We start from the raw sequence: 16093 nt of genomic DNA on the forward strand, positions 1-16093 counted from the left end.
ATTAAATTCTACAATCATAGATTTAATTTATTTTTAAAAAAAAATATTAAGTGGTTGCAAATTTTTTTATTTCGTTCTAACTGAGATTTCCCTACAAGTTATGAACAAATCTACAAATATAAATAATTTAAATAGTTTTAAGTCTGAAAATTTTGATTGGAAATTAGTTCAGTCTGAAATGAAAAATAAGCTAGGACTAGACGTTTATGAAAGCTGGCTTAAAAAAATTACTTTTGTGGATGAATTTAATAATTATTTATTATTATCTGTTCCAACAAGATTTATTAGAGACTGGATTACATCAAGATACATTGATCAAATTTTACAAATAATTCGTTTATATAAAAAAGATATTATTAGAATTGAATTTAAAATTGATGACAAAAATACAAATCAAAATCTTGAAAATATAAATGTTAATGAACAATTACCCGATAGAAGTGAAAATGTATCATTTATAAAAGATTCTTATTTGCAGTATAATCGAATTGATCCAAATAAAAGATTCGACAACTTTATAACTGGTACAAGCAATAAACTTGCTTATGAAGCATCGTTAAAGGTTTCAGAAAATATATCTCATTATAATCCACTTTACATTTATGGTGGTGTGGGAATGGGTAAAACCCATCTATTAAACTCAATTGGAATTGAACTTAAAAAAAATAACAAAGTAATGTTTATATCAGCTGAACGGTTTATGTATCAGTTTGTGAAATCGATCAAAGCTAATGATATGGTTAAATTTAAGGAATATTTTAGAAATACAGATATTTTATTAATTGATGATATTCAATTTATAAGTGGTAAAGAAGCGATGCAGGAAGAATTTTTTCATACATTTAATGCATTATTAGATAAAGGTTCTCAAATAATTGTATCAGCTGACAGAGCACCAAACAAACTATCAAGAATTCAAGATAGAATTAAGTCTAGATTTTCTGGTGGTTTAGTTGTCGATATTCAAAAACCTGATCTTGAACTTAGAAAAAAAATTGTTGAAAAAAAAACTGAGGAATTAAACAATTTATATGCAGACCAACTACAAGTATCAAAAGAAATACAAGATTTTATAAGTACTGAAATTACAGCAAGTGTTAGAGAATTAGTTGGAGCAATAAATAGAGTAGTTTCATTTTCTAGAATCTACAACAAAGTTCCAAATTTGGCTGAAACAAAGGTTGTTTTGAAAGATTTGTTAAATCTGGCTGAAAATAAAGTAACAATAGATTTAATTCAAACAACAGTATGTAAATTCTTTAAAATAAGTAAGAATGAAATGCTTTCATCAAGAAGATCCAGATATTTAGTTAGACCTAGACAAACCGCTATATATTTAACAAAAATTTTGACATCAAAATCTTTACCAGAAATTGGAAGAGAGTTTTCAAATAGGGATCATACTACCATAATACATTCAGTTAAAACCATTGAAAAAATTAAAGAAAAAAATCCTGAGATGGTAGATAATATTAATAAATTAAAAAACCAGATATTATATAATAATAAAGATAATGAAATTTAACGTAAATCAACAAGATCTTCAGCAAGCATTGAATTACTGCCAGGGTGTAATTGAAAAGAGAAGTACTCTACCTATATTGTCTAATATTTTATTAGACGCAAGTAATTCCAGATTAACAATTACAGCAACAGATTTAGACTTAATATTTATTCACCAATTAAATAATGTTGAAGTGTTAGAAGAAGGAAGAACAACAACAACCTCTTCAATTATGTATGATATCATAAGAAAATTCTCTTCTGGAAAAAAAATTAATTTATCTTTGACAGACGTCAGTAAATTACAAGTAGAGTCAGAAAAATCTATATTCAACTTAAATTGTATTAGTGCAACTGAATTTCCATTAACTGATGAAAATTTTAATCAAAATGAATTTACAATAAAATCTAAACAGCTTTTAAAATTATTAAATAAATGTAAATTTTCAGTTTCTAATGATGAAACAAGACATTATCTAAGTGGGATTTATTTTCATCAGACAGAAGTTGAGGATAAAAATTATTTAACGGCTGTAGCAACTGATAGTCACAGAATGTCCATTTCAAAAATAAGATTAGATCAAAAAATTGATTTTGAACCAATTATACTTCCAAAAAAAACTATTTTTCAATTATGCTCGTTGCTAGATAGTTATGATGGAGATGTTAAAGTATCTAACATTAAATCAAAGATAAAATTTGAGTTAAATAATAGCATATTGATTTCAAAACTAATTGATGGGAAATTTCCAAATTATATTCAGGTAATACCAAAGAATAATCAAAAAAAACTAGAAATAGATTTAAAGTTATTTTTAAATTCTGTTGACAGAGTTGCTTCTGTATCTTTGGATAAAAAAGATGGAGTTAAATTCAATTTATCAAAAGATACTCTAGACCTTTCGGTTAATAATACAAATAGTGGTGATGGTAAAGAAACATTAAATGTAAAATTTGATCATGATTTAGAAATAAGTTTTAACTCAAGATACTTAATTGATGTTGCTTCGCAATTAGATGGAGAAAGAGTTGAAATATTTTTTAATGACACAGGCTCACCAGCTTTAATAAAAGATCCAGGTGATTTTGATAGTATTTTTGTGGTTATGCCTATGAAGGGTTAGTTTAACAAATTAAGTTCTTCATAAATATTATTTTCTAAAATTTTGATAAAATCTTTCTTCGAGTAACCTGCTATTATTGGTTTTAAGATTGAAATAGTTATTACTTTATTGCTATGTTTTAGACCCTTTTTAGGCCAAACATAACCCGAATTAACAGCAACTGGCTGGCAAGAAATTTTTAATTCTTCATAAATTCTTGATGCACCTTTTTTAAAAGGAGGTCTTTCACTTGGCGGAACCCTAGTACCTTGTGGAAAGATTATTAATGGTCGTTTAGATTCATCAATTATTTTAGAGATATCTTCAAAGAATCCCAAGTTATCCTTGGTAACTTTATTTCTCTTAATTGATATTGATCCAATTTTTTTAAGATACCAGCCAAAAATTGGAATTAAAAGTAACTCTTTTTTTAAAATGAAAACTGGTGAATTGAAAATAGTTTGAAGATAAAATGTTTCAAACATTGATTGATGAGATGCAGCAATAAAAAATTTTTCATTATTTATAATATTTTCTTTACCTTTAATTATTATTTTTGTGGATAAAAAAAACTTTAAACAAAAACTTGTCCAATAACCCATCAATTTACCGCCAAATAAAACAACTTTTTGAGGTAAAAGAAAAGCAGGTAAAAAAAATAATGAAATAATAATTATTCCAGAAAAAAAGAATATTGAAAATATAAAGTTTCTTATCATTAAAGCTACATCAAATCTTTGTGCTTTTGCCTTTTTTTAATAATTCTAATTTTTGACTCTTCAATTAGTAATTCTGCTGGTTTTGGCCTAACATTATAATTTGAGCTTAATGACATCCCATATGCACCAACATCACACATCACAATAATATCTTTTTCCTTTAATTTCTGAAAATTTTTTAATGACGCAAATTTGTCTGTACTCTCACAAATGGGACCTACAAATTCATAGGTTTTTTTTGATTTTCGATTTGTTTTGATTGAGGTTAATGTTTTGTGATTTGCTCCATATAAAGCGGGTCTCATTAAATCATTCATGGCCGCATCTAGTATAACAAAATCTTTCTCATCATTTTCTTTAATGTAAATGACTTTAGAAATTAAAAAACCTATATTTCCGACTATAGATCTTCCTGGTTCAAAAATGATTTTTGTAGAATGTTTTTTTAAAAATTTTTTGATGGCAATATTGTATTTGGTGTAATTAAGTTTTCTATTATTATCACCATAGGAAATTCCCATTCCTCCACCTAAATCAATAAATTCAAAGTTATGTTTAGTTTTAACAATAATTTTATCAATCACATTAAGCATTTTTTCATAAGGTTTATGGTCTAAAATTTGACTCCCAATATGAACACTCAAACATTTTAGACTAATATTTTTGGAACCCATGCAGTAATTAACAAGCTCTAAAAATGTCTTTTCATTTACACCAAACTTATTTTCTTTTTTACCAGTTGAAATTTGACTTAAAGTATTTGCATCTGTATTTGGATTTAATCTAATACCAATTTGTACTTTCTTTTTTTTATTTTTTGCTATTCTATCAATTTCTTTGATTTCACTTTTAGACTCAGCATTTATTAATAATATTTTTTTATCAATAGCATAAGCTATTTCCTTTGATGTTTTGCCAACACCTGAAAAGACAATTTTTTTTGGATTAATACCTGCTTTAAGAGCCATCATAAGTTCTCCTATTGATACAACATCTGCTCCTAAACCAAATTTTTTGATTTCTCTAATTAAATTTACATTCGTATTAGATTTAATTGCAAAACAGATTAATGGAGAAAAAGATTCAAAATTTTTTTTAAAGTCATTAATATTTTTTTTTAACTGATTATAAGAATAACAATAAGTTGGTGTATCAAATTTTTTAGCAATATCTCGAACTTTTACTTTTTCAATTGTTAGTATTTTTTTGATATATTTCATCAAGCCTTATTGGTAAGGATTATTATTTCAGCTTTTTGTTTTGGATCTTTATATTCAGGATCTCCTTTTTTTCCACAAGAGATCAATAAACAACTAAGTAAAAAGGTAAAGATAATTTTTTTAATCATTTTTGTTTTTTATATTTTATTATCATTTTTTTAATATTTTCAAAAGCTGTTCCTCCATAAGATTTTTTAGAATTTACAGAATTTGTTAAATCAAACACTTTTAAAACTTCGCTAGTTAATTTTGGCTCAATTTTTTTTAATTCCTCTAAGCTTAACTCATTTAGTTTCTTTTTTTTCTTTTCAGCCAAATTAACCACAGCAGCTGTTTTTTGATAAGCTTTTCTAAATGACATGGAGTGGTTTTTTACAAGATAATCTGCAAGATCTGTTGCAGTAATGTAGCCCGTATTAGCAAGTTCAAGCATTCTTTTTTTATTAGGGCTAGAATTCTTAAGTACTTCATCAAATATTTTTAGACTATTTATTAAAATGTCATTAGATTTAAAAACAATTTCCTTATCATCCTGAAGATCTTTGAAATAAGATAAAGGCAATCCTTTCAAAATCGTAAGCATAGAGAATAAATTTCCATAACTGCTCCCAGATTTTCCTCTTAAATATTCTAGAAGATCAGGGTTTTTCTTTTGTGGCATTATGGAGGAGCCTGTTACAACTTTATCTGATAAATTTAATAAACTAAATCCATCTGAGCTCCATATGATTAATTCCTCTGCAATTCTTGAAATATGCATTGAACATACAGAAATACTATACAAAAAATCTAAAACAAAATCTCTATCTGAAACAGTATCAATTGAATTATTTGTTGGTCTTTTAAAACCAAGTTTTTTACTAGTATAATTTCTATCTATATTAAAAGAAGTGCCTGTCAAAGCAGCAACTCCTAATGGATTTTCATCTAAGCTATCTAAATTATTATTAAATCTTTTTTTGTCTCTATTAAACATTTCAACATAAGCCATTAAATAGTGGGCAAATGAAATAGCTTGAGCATTTTTAAGGTGTGTAAAACCAGGCATTATGGTTTCAATATTTTTTTCAGCTAATTTTAATGTACTTTTAATTACTTTATCTAAATTAAAGTTAATCTCTTTGGTTGCAGATCTCATCCAAATTTTAAAATCTGTAATAACTTGGTCGTTTCTTGATCTAGCTGTATGAACATAACCTGCTTCATCACCAATTATTTGAAAAAGTCTTTTTTCAATATTCATGTGAATATCTTCATATTTCTTATCAAACTCAAATTTTTTATTCGATATTTCCTTTTCTATTTTATTTAGACCATAGATAATTTTATTTTTAATTCTAAAAGAAATAATTTTTTGTTTAAAGAGCATTTCAACATGTGCAATGGACCCTTGAATATCTTCTAGGTAAAGTCTCTTATCGATATCTAAAGAATTACCTACTTTTTGAAATAAAGTCGATGAACTTTTTTTAATTCTAGTATTCCAAATTGCTTGGTTGTTTTTATTTTTTCTCATGTTATTTAATTATACCTATTTAACATGAGATTCTTAATATTATTTATTTTTTTGATAACAAGTGTTGCGGCAAATGAATTGTCTGAAATAAAAAATATAGTCATACATAAAGACCCAAAAACATACGATAATCTAATTTTTTTAGACAAAAAAGATCAAAAAATTAATATTAAAGATTTTAATGGAAGCTTGGTTTTAATGAATTTTTGGGCAACTTGGTGTGAGCCATGCAAGGAAGAAATGCCATCATTGGATAGACTTCAAAATAATCCAAAACTTAATAATTTAAAAATTTTTGTAATTAATATTGAAAAAGAAAATTTAAAAAAGGTTAATAAATTTTTACAAGAATTGAATATTAAAAATTTAGAACCTTATTTTGACAATCCAATAACTTTAGCAAAAAAACTTTCACTACGTGGAGTTCCAACAACAGTACTTTTTAATACTGAGGGCAAAGAATTCGCAAGGATTATGGGTTCAATAGATTTTGATAATTTAAAATTTATTGAGTGGTTAAAAAATTATAATTAGTTTTTAAAAAAATAGGCAAACGCAACAAGAACAAGTATTGCTATAAATTGCAAAAGAACTCTTAATTGCATTAATTTATTAGAGTATTTTTTACTAGTCTCTCCACCTTTAAATAGAGTTCCAATACCTAAAATTAAAACAATTCCAACTGCTAATAAAAGTACAATAGATATAATTTTAACTAATATTCCTGAAATCATATAATTATTGTAGTGTGTTTTAAAAAATAAAAAACATAATTAATTGACTATGACATTTTGCCTAAACTCTATAATTATAAAACCAGAAAATGGGAACGAGATCAAAAATGCTATAATCTTACTTCATGGGTATGGAGGTGATGGCAAAGATATAAGCATGCTGTCTTTAAATTGGAAAAGACATATGCCAAATACAGTTTTTATTTGTCCTAATGGACATGAAATTTGCTCAATTAATCCATCAGGATTTCAGTGGTTTGATTTAACTAAGGATGATCCTGAATATATCCTTGAACAATCTATAAAGGCTGAAAATAAAATTCAAAAATTTATTCATGAAATTAAGCAAGATTTTAATTTAACTAATGATAAAATATGTTTATCAGGATTTAGCCAAGGATGCATGATGTCAATTAATGTGGGTTTAACTTCTGAGAAAAAATTTTCATGCATTGTTGGTTTTTCAGGAAAAATTATCAATCAGAATAATCTAAAAAATAGAATAAAAAATTCTACAAATACTTTATTGATACATGGTGAGTCAGATCAAATAGTACCTTCAACAAGTTTATTAGAAGCAAAAGACTTTTTAATTAGAAATAATATTGAAGTTGAGACTCTATTAATTAAAAATTGTGATCATCATATTCCTATGGAAGCATCAAGTACAGCTCTTAATTATATTTTAAAAAAATTTTAATATCTCTTATTATTGATAAAATAACTCAACTAAGTTAAAAATAGTTAATGAATAATTTTTTTGAACAAAATGTTTCATTAGAAAAGTGCCCAGCTTTAGTTCTTAATGCTGATTACAGACCATTAAGCTATTATCCATTATCTTTATGGTCTTGGCAAGATACTGTTAAATCTGTTTTTCTAGATAGAGTTATAATTGTTAGTAATTATGATCGAACAATCAGAAGTCCATCATTTGATATGAAATTACCAAGTGTCATTGCTTTAAAAGATTATATCGTACCACAATCAAAACCTAGTTTTACAAGGTTTAATGTATTTTTAAGAGATAAGTTTTCTTGTCAATATTGCGGAAGTAATGAAGAGCTTACTTTTGATCACTTGTTACCGAGATCAAAAGGAGGTGAAACAAATTGGGATAATGTGGTTACCGCATGTTCTTTGTGCAATGTGAGAAAAGGAGGAAAATTATTAAAATATTCAGGTATGTCGCTTAATCAAAATCCTTATAGACCTACAACTGAAGATTTACACAAAAATGGTAAAAACTTTCCACCTAATTTTTTGCATAAAAGTTGGATGGATTATTTATATTGGGATGTTGAGTTAGAGTCTTAAATTTTTTCAGAAATATTAATTGCAATTTTAGAGCCAGTTTTAATCATTAAATCTAAAATTGAATAGGCACCCTTTTTTGTTGCACCCTTTTCGTAAGCTATATCTTTGTGATTTAACTCATCTTGTCTAAATTTAGTAATCTTTTTCTTTAAATTTTTTTCATTGCTTCCAAGCTGTTTTATTTGATTTAAGTAGTGTTCATCAATTACCTCTTCCACAGAAGCTGTACACAGCATTGCTGCTTTTTTACCAAGTAAAGTTGAACCAAAACCTAAACCAACACCAAGCAAATCCCAAAGAGGCAACAATTTTGTCGGAGGAATTTTTCTTTTTTTAATTTCATTTTCAAAAAATTCGCAATGTTCTTTTTCATGTATTTTCATTTCCTCAATAGTTTTTTTTAAACTTTCATCTTTTATAAATGTATTAAGAGCTAGTAATTGACCTTCATATATTTTAACTGCTCCACGTTCACCAGCATGATCAACTCTTATGAATTCTTCAATTTTTTTTTTATCTATTTTTGTCATATTCAAAATATATTTTTATTAAGATAATAGTTATTAAACATGAAATAATTATATTAAATGTTGTAAGCGATAATCCAAAGATTTTAAATGTTACATCTTTGCAACTAACACTTTTTTGTTGCAATTGCTTGAGTATTTCTTCTTTAGATAGAGTTTCAGATGCATTTTGAAGATCACACACAAGTGATTCTTGTATTAAGCCTTGCTCAATACCGAAGTGGTATAAAGATAGTAGTGTTGCACCAAGAAACACTATTATTAATAAGAAAATAAAAAATTTTTCAAAATGATTAAATTTTAAATTTAGAATAATTATAATTATTGAAAAGAAATAGGGTATTCTTTCCAATAAACAAAGATTACAAGGTTGATGGCCTAGAACAAGCTCAATAAAGTAAGCTGAAATTAATGAAATTAAACTAATTAGAAAAATAGTTTTGAATAAATTTTTTTGAATTAGACTAAGCATTAAACTTGTGAATTAAATATATAATAACAAATATTAAAACTAATAATATGCCAACAATAGCAAACCATTTAGAACCATATTTGCTCATGAACTGTGTAAATAAATGACCAAATCTATATGATAAATAAGCTATGATAAAAAATCTTAAACTTCTTGAAATTAAGCTGACCAATATAAAGCCTAATAAATTAAAACCAATTAATCCGCTTGCAATAGTAAACACTTTATAGGGTAATGGAGTAAAGCCAGCTAGAAAAAGCACCCCTAACCAAGCCAGAAAACCTTCTTCAAGTGTTAGACTATTTTTTAAGGCAGAAACTTTGTTTTCATAGCCATAAAACTCAATTACTCCCATTGCCATATCAAAAAATATAGCACCTAACATGTATCCGAATATACCACCCAAAACTGAAAAAATAGACGCTATTATAAAAATCTTAATATATTTAATCTTTTTAGCAATGACCATTGGAATGATCATAACATCAGGAGGAATTGGAAAAAAAGAACTTTCAGCGAAAGAAACTATACCTAAAAAAAAATTAGAATTTTTATGAGAAGCTAAATCTAAACATTTTAGGTAAAGAGTTTTAAACATTTTTTGGTTTTATTATAATTTTAGTTCTTATACTATTTAAAATATTATTTTATTAATAATTAAGGGCGAATGGCGGAACTGGTAGACGCGCACGACTCAAAATCGTGTTTCGCAAGAAGTGAGAGTTCGATTCTCTCTTCGCCCACCAAGAATTTATGAATATAGATCAATATAACAACCTTTTAGAATTGTTTCATTATCAATTTGTAAAAGAAAAACCTGATCAAATTTTTCTTCAATCACTAAAAGACCATAACTTGAAATTTACTTGGCAAGATACATACCTAAATATTTTAAAGTTGGCTGAAGAATTAGATAAAATTATTGATAATAGTGATCGATGCTTGTTAATTTCAGAAAACAGGCCAGAGTGGATGATTTCCGATTTAGCCATTATGTTATCTAAAGGCGTAACAGTTCCAGCTTACACAACCTATACCGAAAGAGATTATGAATATTTGATAGACGATTGCGAACCATCAGTAATAATTGTTTCTGATGAAAATCAATACGAAAAGATAAAGAATTTTATAAGTAATAAAACATTTATTAAGAAAATAATTTCATTTGAAAGCTTCAAAAACGATCATAAAATAATTTGCATAAAAGAAATTTTTAAAAAAAAACAATTTAAAGAAAAGAATTTATTAAATCTTGAAATAAAAAGAAAAGATTTAGCATGTATAATTTATACATCTGGTACACAAGGTAACCCAAAAGGTGTAATGTTAAGTCATGGAGGCATACTAAGTAATTGTGAGGGATCAATTTTATTATTAAATGAAATCATTTCAGTAAAACCAAAATTTCTTACTTGGTTACCTTTGTCTCATTCATATGAGCATACCGTACAATTTGTTCAGATTGCAATTGGTGCTCAGGTTTTTTATGCAGAAAGTATTGATAAACTAATTAAGAATATGAGTGATTGTAGCCCTGATATAATGACGGCTGTGCCACGGTTTTATCAAAATTTGTATCAAAAAATTGGTACAAGCTTTAAGAAGACCAAGGGTTTTAAAAATTATCTAATAAATAAAACATTACAGTTAGGTAAAAAGAAACTATTAAAAGAAAAATTTTCCTTACTTGAGTCTTTACAAAATTTAGTTTGTGAAACATTAGTTAGAAAAAAAATAAAATCTCAATTTGGAGGATCATTAAAAGCTTTTATATCAGGTGGAGGAGCACTTGATAAGGAAGTTGGAGTATTTTTAAACTCAATAGGACTTCCAACGCTGCAAGGTTATGGTTTAACCGAAACTTCTCCAGTTGTGAGCTGCAATCCAATTCACGATATAAGAATTCAAACTGTGGGACCTCCCTTCACAGGAAATCAAGTTAAAATAGCTGATGATGGAGAAATTTTGATCAAGGGAGAAAATGTAATGTTAGGATATTGGAATAATAAGGCAGAAACAGATAAAGTGTTAAAAGATGAGTGGTTATATACAGGTGACATTGGTCATTTTGATAATAGATATTTAAAAATTACTGATAGAAAAAAAGATATTATAATTACCCTTGGAGGAGATAATATTTCTCCAGTTAAGATAGAAAATGATCTTGCTAAAATAAATTTTATAGAACAGTCATTAGTATATGGAGATAGTAAACCTTATTTAGTTGCTCTATTAATCTTAAATAAAGAATTTAAAAAAACTTCTAACAATGAAATTGATCGTGAAATAGAAATAATAAATAAAAATTTACCAAAAATAGAAAAAATAAAAAAATTTATTGTTGCTGAAGAACAATTCACAATTGAAAATGGATTAATGACTCCAACGTTAAAATTAAAAAGATATAAAATAATTAATAAATATAAAAATCAATTAGAAGAACTTTATTAAATATTATTATTAAGTGTGTTTATTATCCGCATAAACATTAATTAAATTGATTAAATAAAATTTTAAATAAAAAATAAAAAATAAAAAATTTATTTAAAAATTCAGTTTTAATTAAAGAATTGACATAACTTACATAAAAAAATAAAAATATAGTAATAGCGAATCAACTTGATTCGTTTAACTTAAACAGGGAGCTAAAGATGCCTAAGAAAAGAAAAAAAGCTGCTAAAAAAACTAAGAAAAAAGCAGCAAAGAAAACTAAGAAAAAAGCAAAAAAGGCTAAAAAAGCTAAAAAAAGAAAAAGATAGTAATTTACTAATCTTTACTAAAAACGCTTCTCATTACAAACTGTATGAGAGGCGTTTTTTTTATTCGTCTAAATTTTCGTCTGGATCAGTTGGAGGCTCTTCAACAGGTAATTCTGCTGTAGGTGATTTTGGTGCAGAAGCTATTGGTTGTGCCTGTCCACCTAAATTTCTTTTTAACGCCTTATCAAGTTTCTTTTGTGTATCCTCTAAAGATACATTCAGCACAATTTGAAACTCTGATAAAATTCTTTCATATGCTTTTTCAAACAATTGTCTTTCACTATAAGATTGGTCAACCATAAGATCATCGCCTTTATTTAAATCCCTAACTACCTCTGCTAATTCATAAATTTTACCAGAAGAAATTTTAGCTTCATATTCTTGTGCTCTTCTACTCCACATAGATCTTTTAATTTTTGGCTTACTTTTTAAAATGGAAATACATTTATTAACTTGATTGATTGTTGCCAGAGGTCTCAAGTGAGATTGCTTATTAACTGGAACCATACCGTTGGCTTTATCTTTTTCAAACTTTATGACGTATGTTTCTACATCAATACCACCAATATTTATCTTTTTAAATTCTGTGATTTGACCAACGCCGTGCTTTGGATAAACAATGTGGTCTTTTATTTTATATTCTCTTTTTTCAGTTTCTTGTTTTTTAACTTTTTTTATTTCAGGTTTTATTTCATTACTTTTAGAAATTCTTAAGTTATCAACTTTTGGTTCTTCTTTGGTTTCAGAGGCTTTTGCTGTTTTTTTTATCTTACCTGGTTTAGGAGCAACTTTTTTTAAAACTTTCGTTGTTTTTTTGATTACAACTTTTTTAGTTTTTTTTACTTTTTCTTTTACTAATTTTTTAGTTTTAGCTACTTTTTTAGTTGGAACTTTCTTCTTCACTTTTTTTTCAGGTTTAGCTTTAAAGATTTTCTTTAAAATATTTTTCGTACTTATTTTGCTCATTTTTAAATTTTTCATGATCCGTTGGAGGATCTTTTTTTTCACTTATGTTTGGCCAGATTTCTGAATATTTTTTGTTGATTTCTAGCCACTGTTCACTCCCAGACTCAGTATCTGCTTTTATGGCATCTACTGGACATTCTGGCTCACAAACGCCACAATCTATACACTCATCCGGTTTAATTACAAGCATATTTTTGCCCTCATAAAAACAATCCACTGGGCAAACATCAACGCAGTCAGTTAATTTACACTTAATACATTTATCATTAACTATATAAGTCATTATAATTTTTCTTTTTTAATTCTGTCTTTAATATCGCCCATTGTTGAACTGTCAATATAAAGTAAGCCAGCTAGACGTCTCATTAAATTTGTCTCATAAATATCAGCATCATTGTTAGAGTAAATAATAGACCATAGAGCTTCAATTATTTTAATTTTGTCAGCTTCAGGTAAGTTTTTTACTTCTTTTGTAAAATCTAATATTTGATTTGAATTTTCTTCAATAGTTTTTGCCTCTTGGATAATTTTAGATATATCTTTATTGTCTGCACCTAATTCTAAAAGAGTTTTTTTAATAATTTCTTCTTCACTTTCAGTATAATTTTCATCAATTTTAGCTGCATAAATTAATAATGCACATGTTCTAACTAAAAAGTTAATTTCGGTAACAGGTAAATCTTTTTTAAAAAACATCAGAATTAACCGAGATTTAAATTTTTTAAGATTTTAAATGGATTTTCACTTGAAACTTCTTTTATTGAATTCTTTTTAAATTTTTTAATTGGATTATATTTAAAAAAAGTTTCATCGTTTTTATCAAATATTTTATAATTCATTTTTTGTAAAAGTTTCTTAAAATTATCTTTACTACAACCTAATAAATTAAGCATTTCTGGTATCATCTTAATTTCTTTATTTTCCTTTAAATTTGATGAGTTTATGATTAGCATAAATAATCTCTCAAGAATGTCTATTCTTACAAATAGTGTGTCAAATTTTTCAAACCCACATAAAAGCATAAAATTTTTATTTCTAAGCTCTTTATCATCTAAAAAATTTAGACCAAATGTAGGTGGCTTGATATTATAATATTTCTGATGGAAATTTTTCCACAACAATGTTCTTAATGATACTGCTTCTGGCTTAATTAATTGGTATAAAAATACGTGGTATCTTCCGAATTTTACACCTAAATCTCTTAAAATTTTTCTTTCATTTTGACCAAGCGACTTAAGATATTCAGAAACTTGTTCTCTTTTTAAAACACCATTATTTTCATAAAGTTGATAGGCTAAAGCTTTGATCGATGAATTTTTATCTTTAAGATTCTTTAGATCTACTAAGCTTTTAAGAACCAAGTTAATTTTATCTTGTATCCATTTATTAATATAGTCACTAAGTTTTTGTTTTTGAATAGGTTCAATAATATCATCAACTATGAGTTCAAAATTTGGATTTAAATAATCATGCCCAGAAGATAATTTTGCAATTGGAAAATCATTCCAATAAATTTTAAAATCATCATTTAATTCAATCAATCCTGTGTCAATAATAATTTGAATTCTTTTTTCTAGCTCTGGTCCAATAGTTTGTCTTGCAGCTTTTTTTAAAGATTTGATATCCGTTTCTAAAGCACCTTTTTTTAAATCCAGTACCAATTTAAGACCATTTATTTTGCCAATAAATTGGTCATCAATCATTACATCGTTATTTTCAAGTATATCTGTTTTAAATTCCATATCTTGTTTTAAACCTCTTGCGAGAACACTTGCTCTTTTATCAATAAATGTTTTAGTAAGTTCTTCATGAAGTCTGTCTGAAAGTTTATCTTCTAGGTGTTTTGTTTTTTCAATCCAATAGTCTTGATTTTCTGTCCAATTATTTTTATTTGAAACATAAGACCAAGTTCTAACATTTGCAATTCTATTTGATAGAGAATCAACATTTCCCTCTAATTTATCAAGTTTTATAAGCTGTAATCTCATAAAATCATCTGTGATTTGGTGTTTTCCACTACTGAGATATTTGAAAACATTTCCTATGACTTCATAATGATTTCCATATGTTTTTTTGACAAAATCAGGAATTTGACAACATTCCCACAAAAGACCGAGTAATTTTTTATCAAAATTTAAATTTAATAGGTTTTTATCTTTTAAAAAATATTTAAGAGCTTTTTCATCTTCACATTCATGAATTTTACGTAACCACCCCATCTGTGGTTTTTCTTCTAAAGATTTTATCAAACTAAAAGTATTATTAAAATTTAAGTTTGAATTTCTCCAAAATAAAGTTCTTATATCTTCAAATTTATGGTTTTCTAATAGCTCTACATCTTCAGCTGTAATTTCTTTACAATCACCAGTAACACCAAAACTACCATCGTTTAAATATCTTCCAGCTCTACCGGCAATTTGACCCATTTCAGATAAATTTAGCTTTCTTAATTTTTTTCCATCAAACTTTTTAAGATTAGAAAAATAAACATAATCTAAGTCCATGTTAATGCCCATTCCTATTGCATCAGTTGCAACTAAAAAGTCAACATCACCAGATTGGTAGAGTTCTACTTGAGCATTTCTAGTTTTTGGACTTAAAGACCCCATGACAATTGCTGCTCCACCTTTTTGTCTTCTAATTAATTCAGCTATTGCATAAACTTCTTCAGCTGAAAAAGCTATAATTGCTGTTTTTCTATTTATTCTTGAAATTTTTTTATGACCTGCATATGTTAATTTTGACAATCTTTCTCTATTTATAAATTCTATATCACCATCTAATTTAGAAATTATATTTTTGATAGTATTAGAACCCATAAGCATTGTAAGTTTTTCACCTCTCATGTTTAAAAGTCTATCTGTAAAGATATGACCTCTTTCGTGATCAGCACACATTTGAATTTCATCAACACCAACAAAATCTAAATGTTTATCAATTGGCATGGATTCCACTGTGCATAGGAAATATTTAGCATTGGTTGGAATAATTTTTTCCTCACCAGTTATTAAAGCAACTTTATCTACACTGACTTTTTTTATGACCTTGTCATAAACTTCTCTGGCTAATAATCTTAAAGGAAAACCAATCATGCCTGACTCAAATGAAAGCATAGTTTCGATAGCCAGATGTGTTTTTCCAGTATTAGTGGGTCCGAGAACAGCAGTAATTTTGTATTTAGTCATTTCTACCTTTGGTGTACTTTTTTTTATACCTACCAGATATTGTTGGTGTTAAAGAACAAAGATAGACTAAAA

The 16093-nt window shown here is 26.7% G+C and carries 17 protein-coding genes and 1 tRNA gene; 7 read left to right on the forward strand and 11 right to left on the reverse strand.

Going from position 1 to position 16093, the window contains the following annotated elements; genetic code table 11:
- The first annotated feature begins 100 nt into the window (after positions 1-100).
- Positions 101-1525 (forward strand): chromosomal replication initiator protein DnaA, encoded by a 1425-nt coding sequence (gene dnaA / locus ACIJYH_RS00005; RefSeq protein WP_435163016.1) that lies wholly within the window; start codon positions 101-103, stop codon positions 1523-1525.
- The gene (gene dnaN / locus ACIJYH_RS00010) at positions 1515-2627 is read left to right on the forward strand and encodes a DNA polymerase III subunit beta (RefSeq protein WP_435088453.1); all 1113 of its coding nucleotides are present in this window, start codon (positions 1515-1517) and stop codon (positions 2625-2627) included. The genes dnaA and dnaN overlap by 11 nt, the downstream gene beginning before the upstream one ends.
- Here the strand turns inward: dnaN and ACIJYH_RS00015 are convergent.
- The 3 genes from ACIJYH_RS00015 to argH all read right to left on the reverse strand — a co-directional run bounded on the left by ACIJYH_RS00015 (position 2624) and on the right by argH (position 6061).
- A complete protein-coding gene (locus ACIJYH_RS00015; protein WP_435163018.1) occupies positions 2624-3325 on the reverse strand; it encodes a lysophospholipid acyltransferase family protein in 702 nt (233 codons plus the stop codon). The two genes, dnaN and ACIJYH_RS00015, sit on opposite strands and share 4 nt — an antisense overlap.
- Positions 3326-3330: 5 nt before the next feature.
- A complete protein-coding gene (gene lysA / locus ACIJYH_RS00020; protein WP_435163020.1) occupies positions 3331-4545 on the reverse strand; it encodes a diaminopimelate decarboxylase in 1215 nt (404 codons plus the stop codon).
- 124 nt (positions 4546-4669) lie between these two features.
- Positions 4670-6061 carry an argininosuccinate lyase gene (argH, locus tag ACIJYH_RS00025; protein ID WP_435163022.1) on the reverse strand — a complete coding sequence of 464 codons (1392 nt, stop codon included), beginning with the start codon at positions 6059-6061 and terminating at the stop codon, positions 4670-4672.
- Between the two features lie 24 nt (positions 6062-6085).
- Here argH and ACIJYH_RS00030 point away from each other — a divergent pair, with 24 nt between their 5' ends.
- Entirely contained in the window at positions 6086-6595 is a 510-nt protein-coding gene (locus ACIJYH_RS00030; RefSeq protein ID WP_435163024.1) for a TlpA family protein disulfide reductase, read from the forward strand.
- On the opposite strand, the gene ACIJYH_RS00035 is transcribed toward ACIJYH_RS00030, so the two are convergent.
- A complete protein-coding gene (locus ACIJYH_RS00035; protein ID WP_435088458.1) occupies positions 6592-6795 on the reverse strand; it encodes a twin transmembrane helix small protein in 204 nt (67 codons plus the stop codon). The two genes, ACIJYH_RS00030 and ACIJYH_RS00035, sit on opposite strands and share 4 nt — an antisense overlap.
- Before the next feature lie 49 nt (positions 6796-6844).
- Here ACIJYH_RS00035 and ACIJYH_RS00040 point away from each other — a divergent pair, with 49 nt between their 5' ends.
- On the forward strand, positions 6845-7495 hold the full coding sequence (locus ACIJYH_RS00040; protein ID WP_435163026.1) for an alpha/beta hydrolase: 651 nt from the start codon (positions 6845-6847) through the stop codon (positions 7493-7495).
- 47 nt (positions 7496-7542) lie between these two features.
- Complete coding sequence (locus ACIJYH_RS00045; RefSeq protein WP_435163028.1) at positions 7543-8112, forward strand: HNH endonuclease; 570 nt, start codon at positions 7543-7545, stop codon at positions 8110-8112.
- Here the strand turns inward: ACIJYH_RS00045 and ACIJYH_RS00050 are convergent.
- Genes ACIJYH_RS00050 through ACIJYH_RS00060 form a run of 3 tightly spaced genes read right to left on the reverse strand, consistent with a single transcriptional unit; the run spans position 8109 to position 9709 of the window.
- Positions 8109-8642: a demethoxyubiquinone hydroxylase family protein gene (locus ACIJYH_RS00050; RefSeq protein WP_435163030.1), complete on the reverse strand. Its 534-nt coding sequence runs from the start codon at positions 8640-8642 to the stop codon at positions 8109-8111. The genes ACIJYH_RS00045 and ACIJYH_RS00050 overlap by 4 nt on opposite strands.
- Positions 8626-9111, reverse strand: a complete 486-nt coding sequence (locus ACIJYH_RS00055; RefSeq protein WP_435163032.1) for a disulfide bond formation protein B — start codon at positions 9109-9111, stop codon at positions 8626-8628. The genes ACIJYH_RS00050 and ACIJYH_RS00055 overlap by 17 nt, the downstream gene beginning before the upstream one ends.
- The gene (locus ACIJYH_RS00060; protein ID WP_435163034.1) at positions 9104-9709 is read right to left on the reverse strand and encodes a YqaA family protein; all 606 of its coding nucleotides are present in this window, start codon (positions 9707-9709) and stop codon (positions 9104-9106) included. The genes ACIJYH_RS00055 and ACIJYH_RS00060 overlap by 8 nt, the downstream gene beginning before the upstream one ends.
- Before the next feature lie 63 nt (positions 9710-9772).
- On the opposite strand from ACIJYH_RS00060, the gene ACIJYH_RS00065 reads away from it, so the two are divergent.
- Both ACIJYH_RS00065 and ACIJYH_RS00070 read left to right on the forward strand, forming a co-directional pair.
- Positions 9773-9857: transfer RNA gene (locus ACIJYH_RS00065), tRNA-Leu, on the forward strand.
- A gap of 7 nt (positions 9858-9864) precedes the next feature.
- Positions 9865-11562, forward strand: a complete 1698-nt coding sequence (locus ACIJYH_RS00070; protein WP_435163038.1) for an AMP-dependent synthetase/ligase — start codon at positions 9865-9867, stop codon at positions 11560-11562.
- A gap of 368 nt (positions 11563-11930) precedes the next feature.
- Here the strand turns inward: ACIJYH_RS00070 and ACIJYH_RS00075 are convergent, their stop codons facing one another.
- From ACIJYH_RS00075 to ACIJYH_RS00090, 4 genes are read right to left on the reverse strand one after another with little or no spacing between them, the layout of a single operon-like run.
- Complete coding sequence (locus ACIJYH_RS00075) at positions 11931-12851, reverse strand: CarD family transcriptional regulator (RefSeq protein ID WP_435163040.1); 921 nt, start codon at positions 12849-12851, stop codon at positions 11931-11933.
- The gene (gene fdxA, locus ACIJYH_RS00080) at positions 12793-13119 is read right to left on the reverse strand and encodes a ferredoxin FdxA (RefSeq protein ID WP_435088466.1); all 327 of its coding nucleotides are present in this window, start codon (positions 13117-13119) and stop codon (positions 12793-12795) included. The genes ACIJYH_RS00075 and fdxA overlap by 59 nt, the downstream gene beginning before the upstream one ends.
- Positions 13119-13532 (reverse strand): TerB family tellurite resistance protein, encoded by a 414-nt coding sequence (locus ACIJYH_RS00085; RefSeq protein WP_435163042.1) that lies wholly within the window; start codon positions 13530-13532, stop codon positions 13119-13121. The genes fdxA and ACIJYH_RS00085 overlap by 1 nt, the downstream gene beginning before the upstream one ends.
- Positions 13533-13537: 5 nt before the next feature.
- Positions 13538-16021 carry a helicase-related protein gene (locus tag ACIJYH_RS00090; RefSeq protein WP_435163044.1) on the reverse strand — a complete coding sequence of 828 codons (2484 nt, stop codon included), beginning with the start codon at positions 16019-16021 and terminating at the stop codon, positions 13538-13540.
- Positions 16022-16093 lie beyond the last annotated feature (72 nt).

Source organism: Candidatus Pelagibacter bacterium nBUS_25, assembly GCF_051200975.1.
Classification (GTDB): domain Bacteria; phylum Pseudomonadota; class Alphaproteobacteria; order Pelagibacterales; family Pelagibacteraceae; genus Pelagibacter.

Bases quoted from the DNA above. Each gene is read 5' to 3' on its own strand.
- ACIJYH_RS00085 (WP_435163042.1), bottom strand. From the start codon at position 13,532: ATGTTTTTTAAAAAAGATTTACCTGTTACCGAAATTAACTTTTTAGTT.
- ACIJYH_RS00060 (WP_435163034.1), bottom strand. From the start codon at position 9,709: ATGTTTAAAACTCTTTACCTAAAATGTTTAGATTTAGCTTCTCATAAA.
- lysA (WP_435163020.1), bottom strand. From the start codon at position 4,545: ATGAAATATATCAAAAAAATACTAACAATTGAAAAAGTAAAAGTTCGA.
- ACIJYH_RS00035 (WP_435088458.1), bottom strand. From the start codon at position 6,795: ATGATTTCAGGAATATTAGTTAAAATTATATCTATTGTACTTTTATTA.
- ACIJYH_RS00050 (WP_435163030.1), bottom strand. From the start codon at position 8,642: ATGACAAAAATAGATAAAAAAAAAATTGAAGAATTCATAAGAGTTGAT.
- ACIJYH_RS00015 (WP_435163018.1), bottom strand. From the start codon at position 3,325: ATGATAAGAAACTTTATATTTTCAATATTCTTTTTTTCTGGAATAATT.
- ACIJYH_RS00055 (WP_435163032.1), bottom strand. From the start codon at position 9,111: ATGCTTAGTCTAATTCAAAAAAATTTATTCAAAACTATTTTTCTAATT.
- ACIJYH_RS00090 (WP_435163044.1), bottom strand. From the start codon at position 16,021: ATGACTAAATACAAAATTACTGCTGTTCTCGGACCCACTAATACTGGA.
- fdxA (WP_435088466.1), bottom strand. From the start codon at position 13,119: ATGACTTATATAGTTAATGATAAATGTATTAAGTGTAAATTAACTGAC.
- ACIJYH_RS00030 (WP_435163024.1), top strand. From the start codon at position 6,086: ATGAGATTCTTAATATTATTTATTTTTTTGATAACAAGTGTTGCGGCA.
- ACIJYH_RS00075 (WP_435163040.1), bottom strand. From the start codon at position 12,851: ATGAAAAATTTAAAAATGAGCAAAATAAGTACGAAAAATATTTTAAAG.
- ACIJYH_RS00045 (WP_435163028.1), top strand. From the start codon at position 7,543: ATGAATAATTTTTTTGAACAAAATGTTTCATTAGAAAAGTGCCCAGCT.
- ACIJYH_RS00040 (WP_435163026.1), top strand. From the start codon at position 6,845: ATGACATTTTGCCTAAACTCTATAATTATAAAACCAGAAAATGGGAAC.
- argH (WP_435163022.1), bottom strand. From the start codon at position 6,061: ATGAGAAAAAATAAAAACAACCAAGCAATTTGGAATACTAGAATTAAA.
- ACIJYH_RS00070 (WP_435163038.1), top strand. From the start codon at position 9,865: ATGAATATAGATCAATATAACAACCTTTTAGAATTGTTTCATTATCAA.
- dnaA (WP_435163016.1), top strand. From the start codon at position 101: ATGAACAAATCTACAAATATAAATAATTTAAATAGTTTTAAGTCTGAA.
- dnaN (WP_435088453.1), top strand. From the start codon at position 1,515: ATGAAATTTAACGTAAATCAACAAGATCTTCAGCAAGCATTGAATTAC.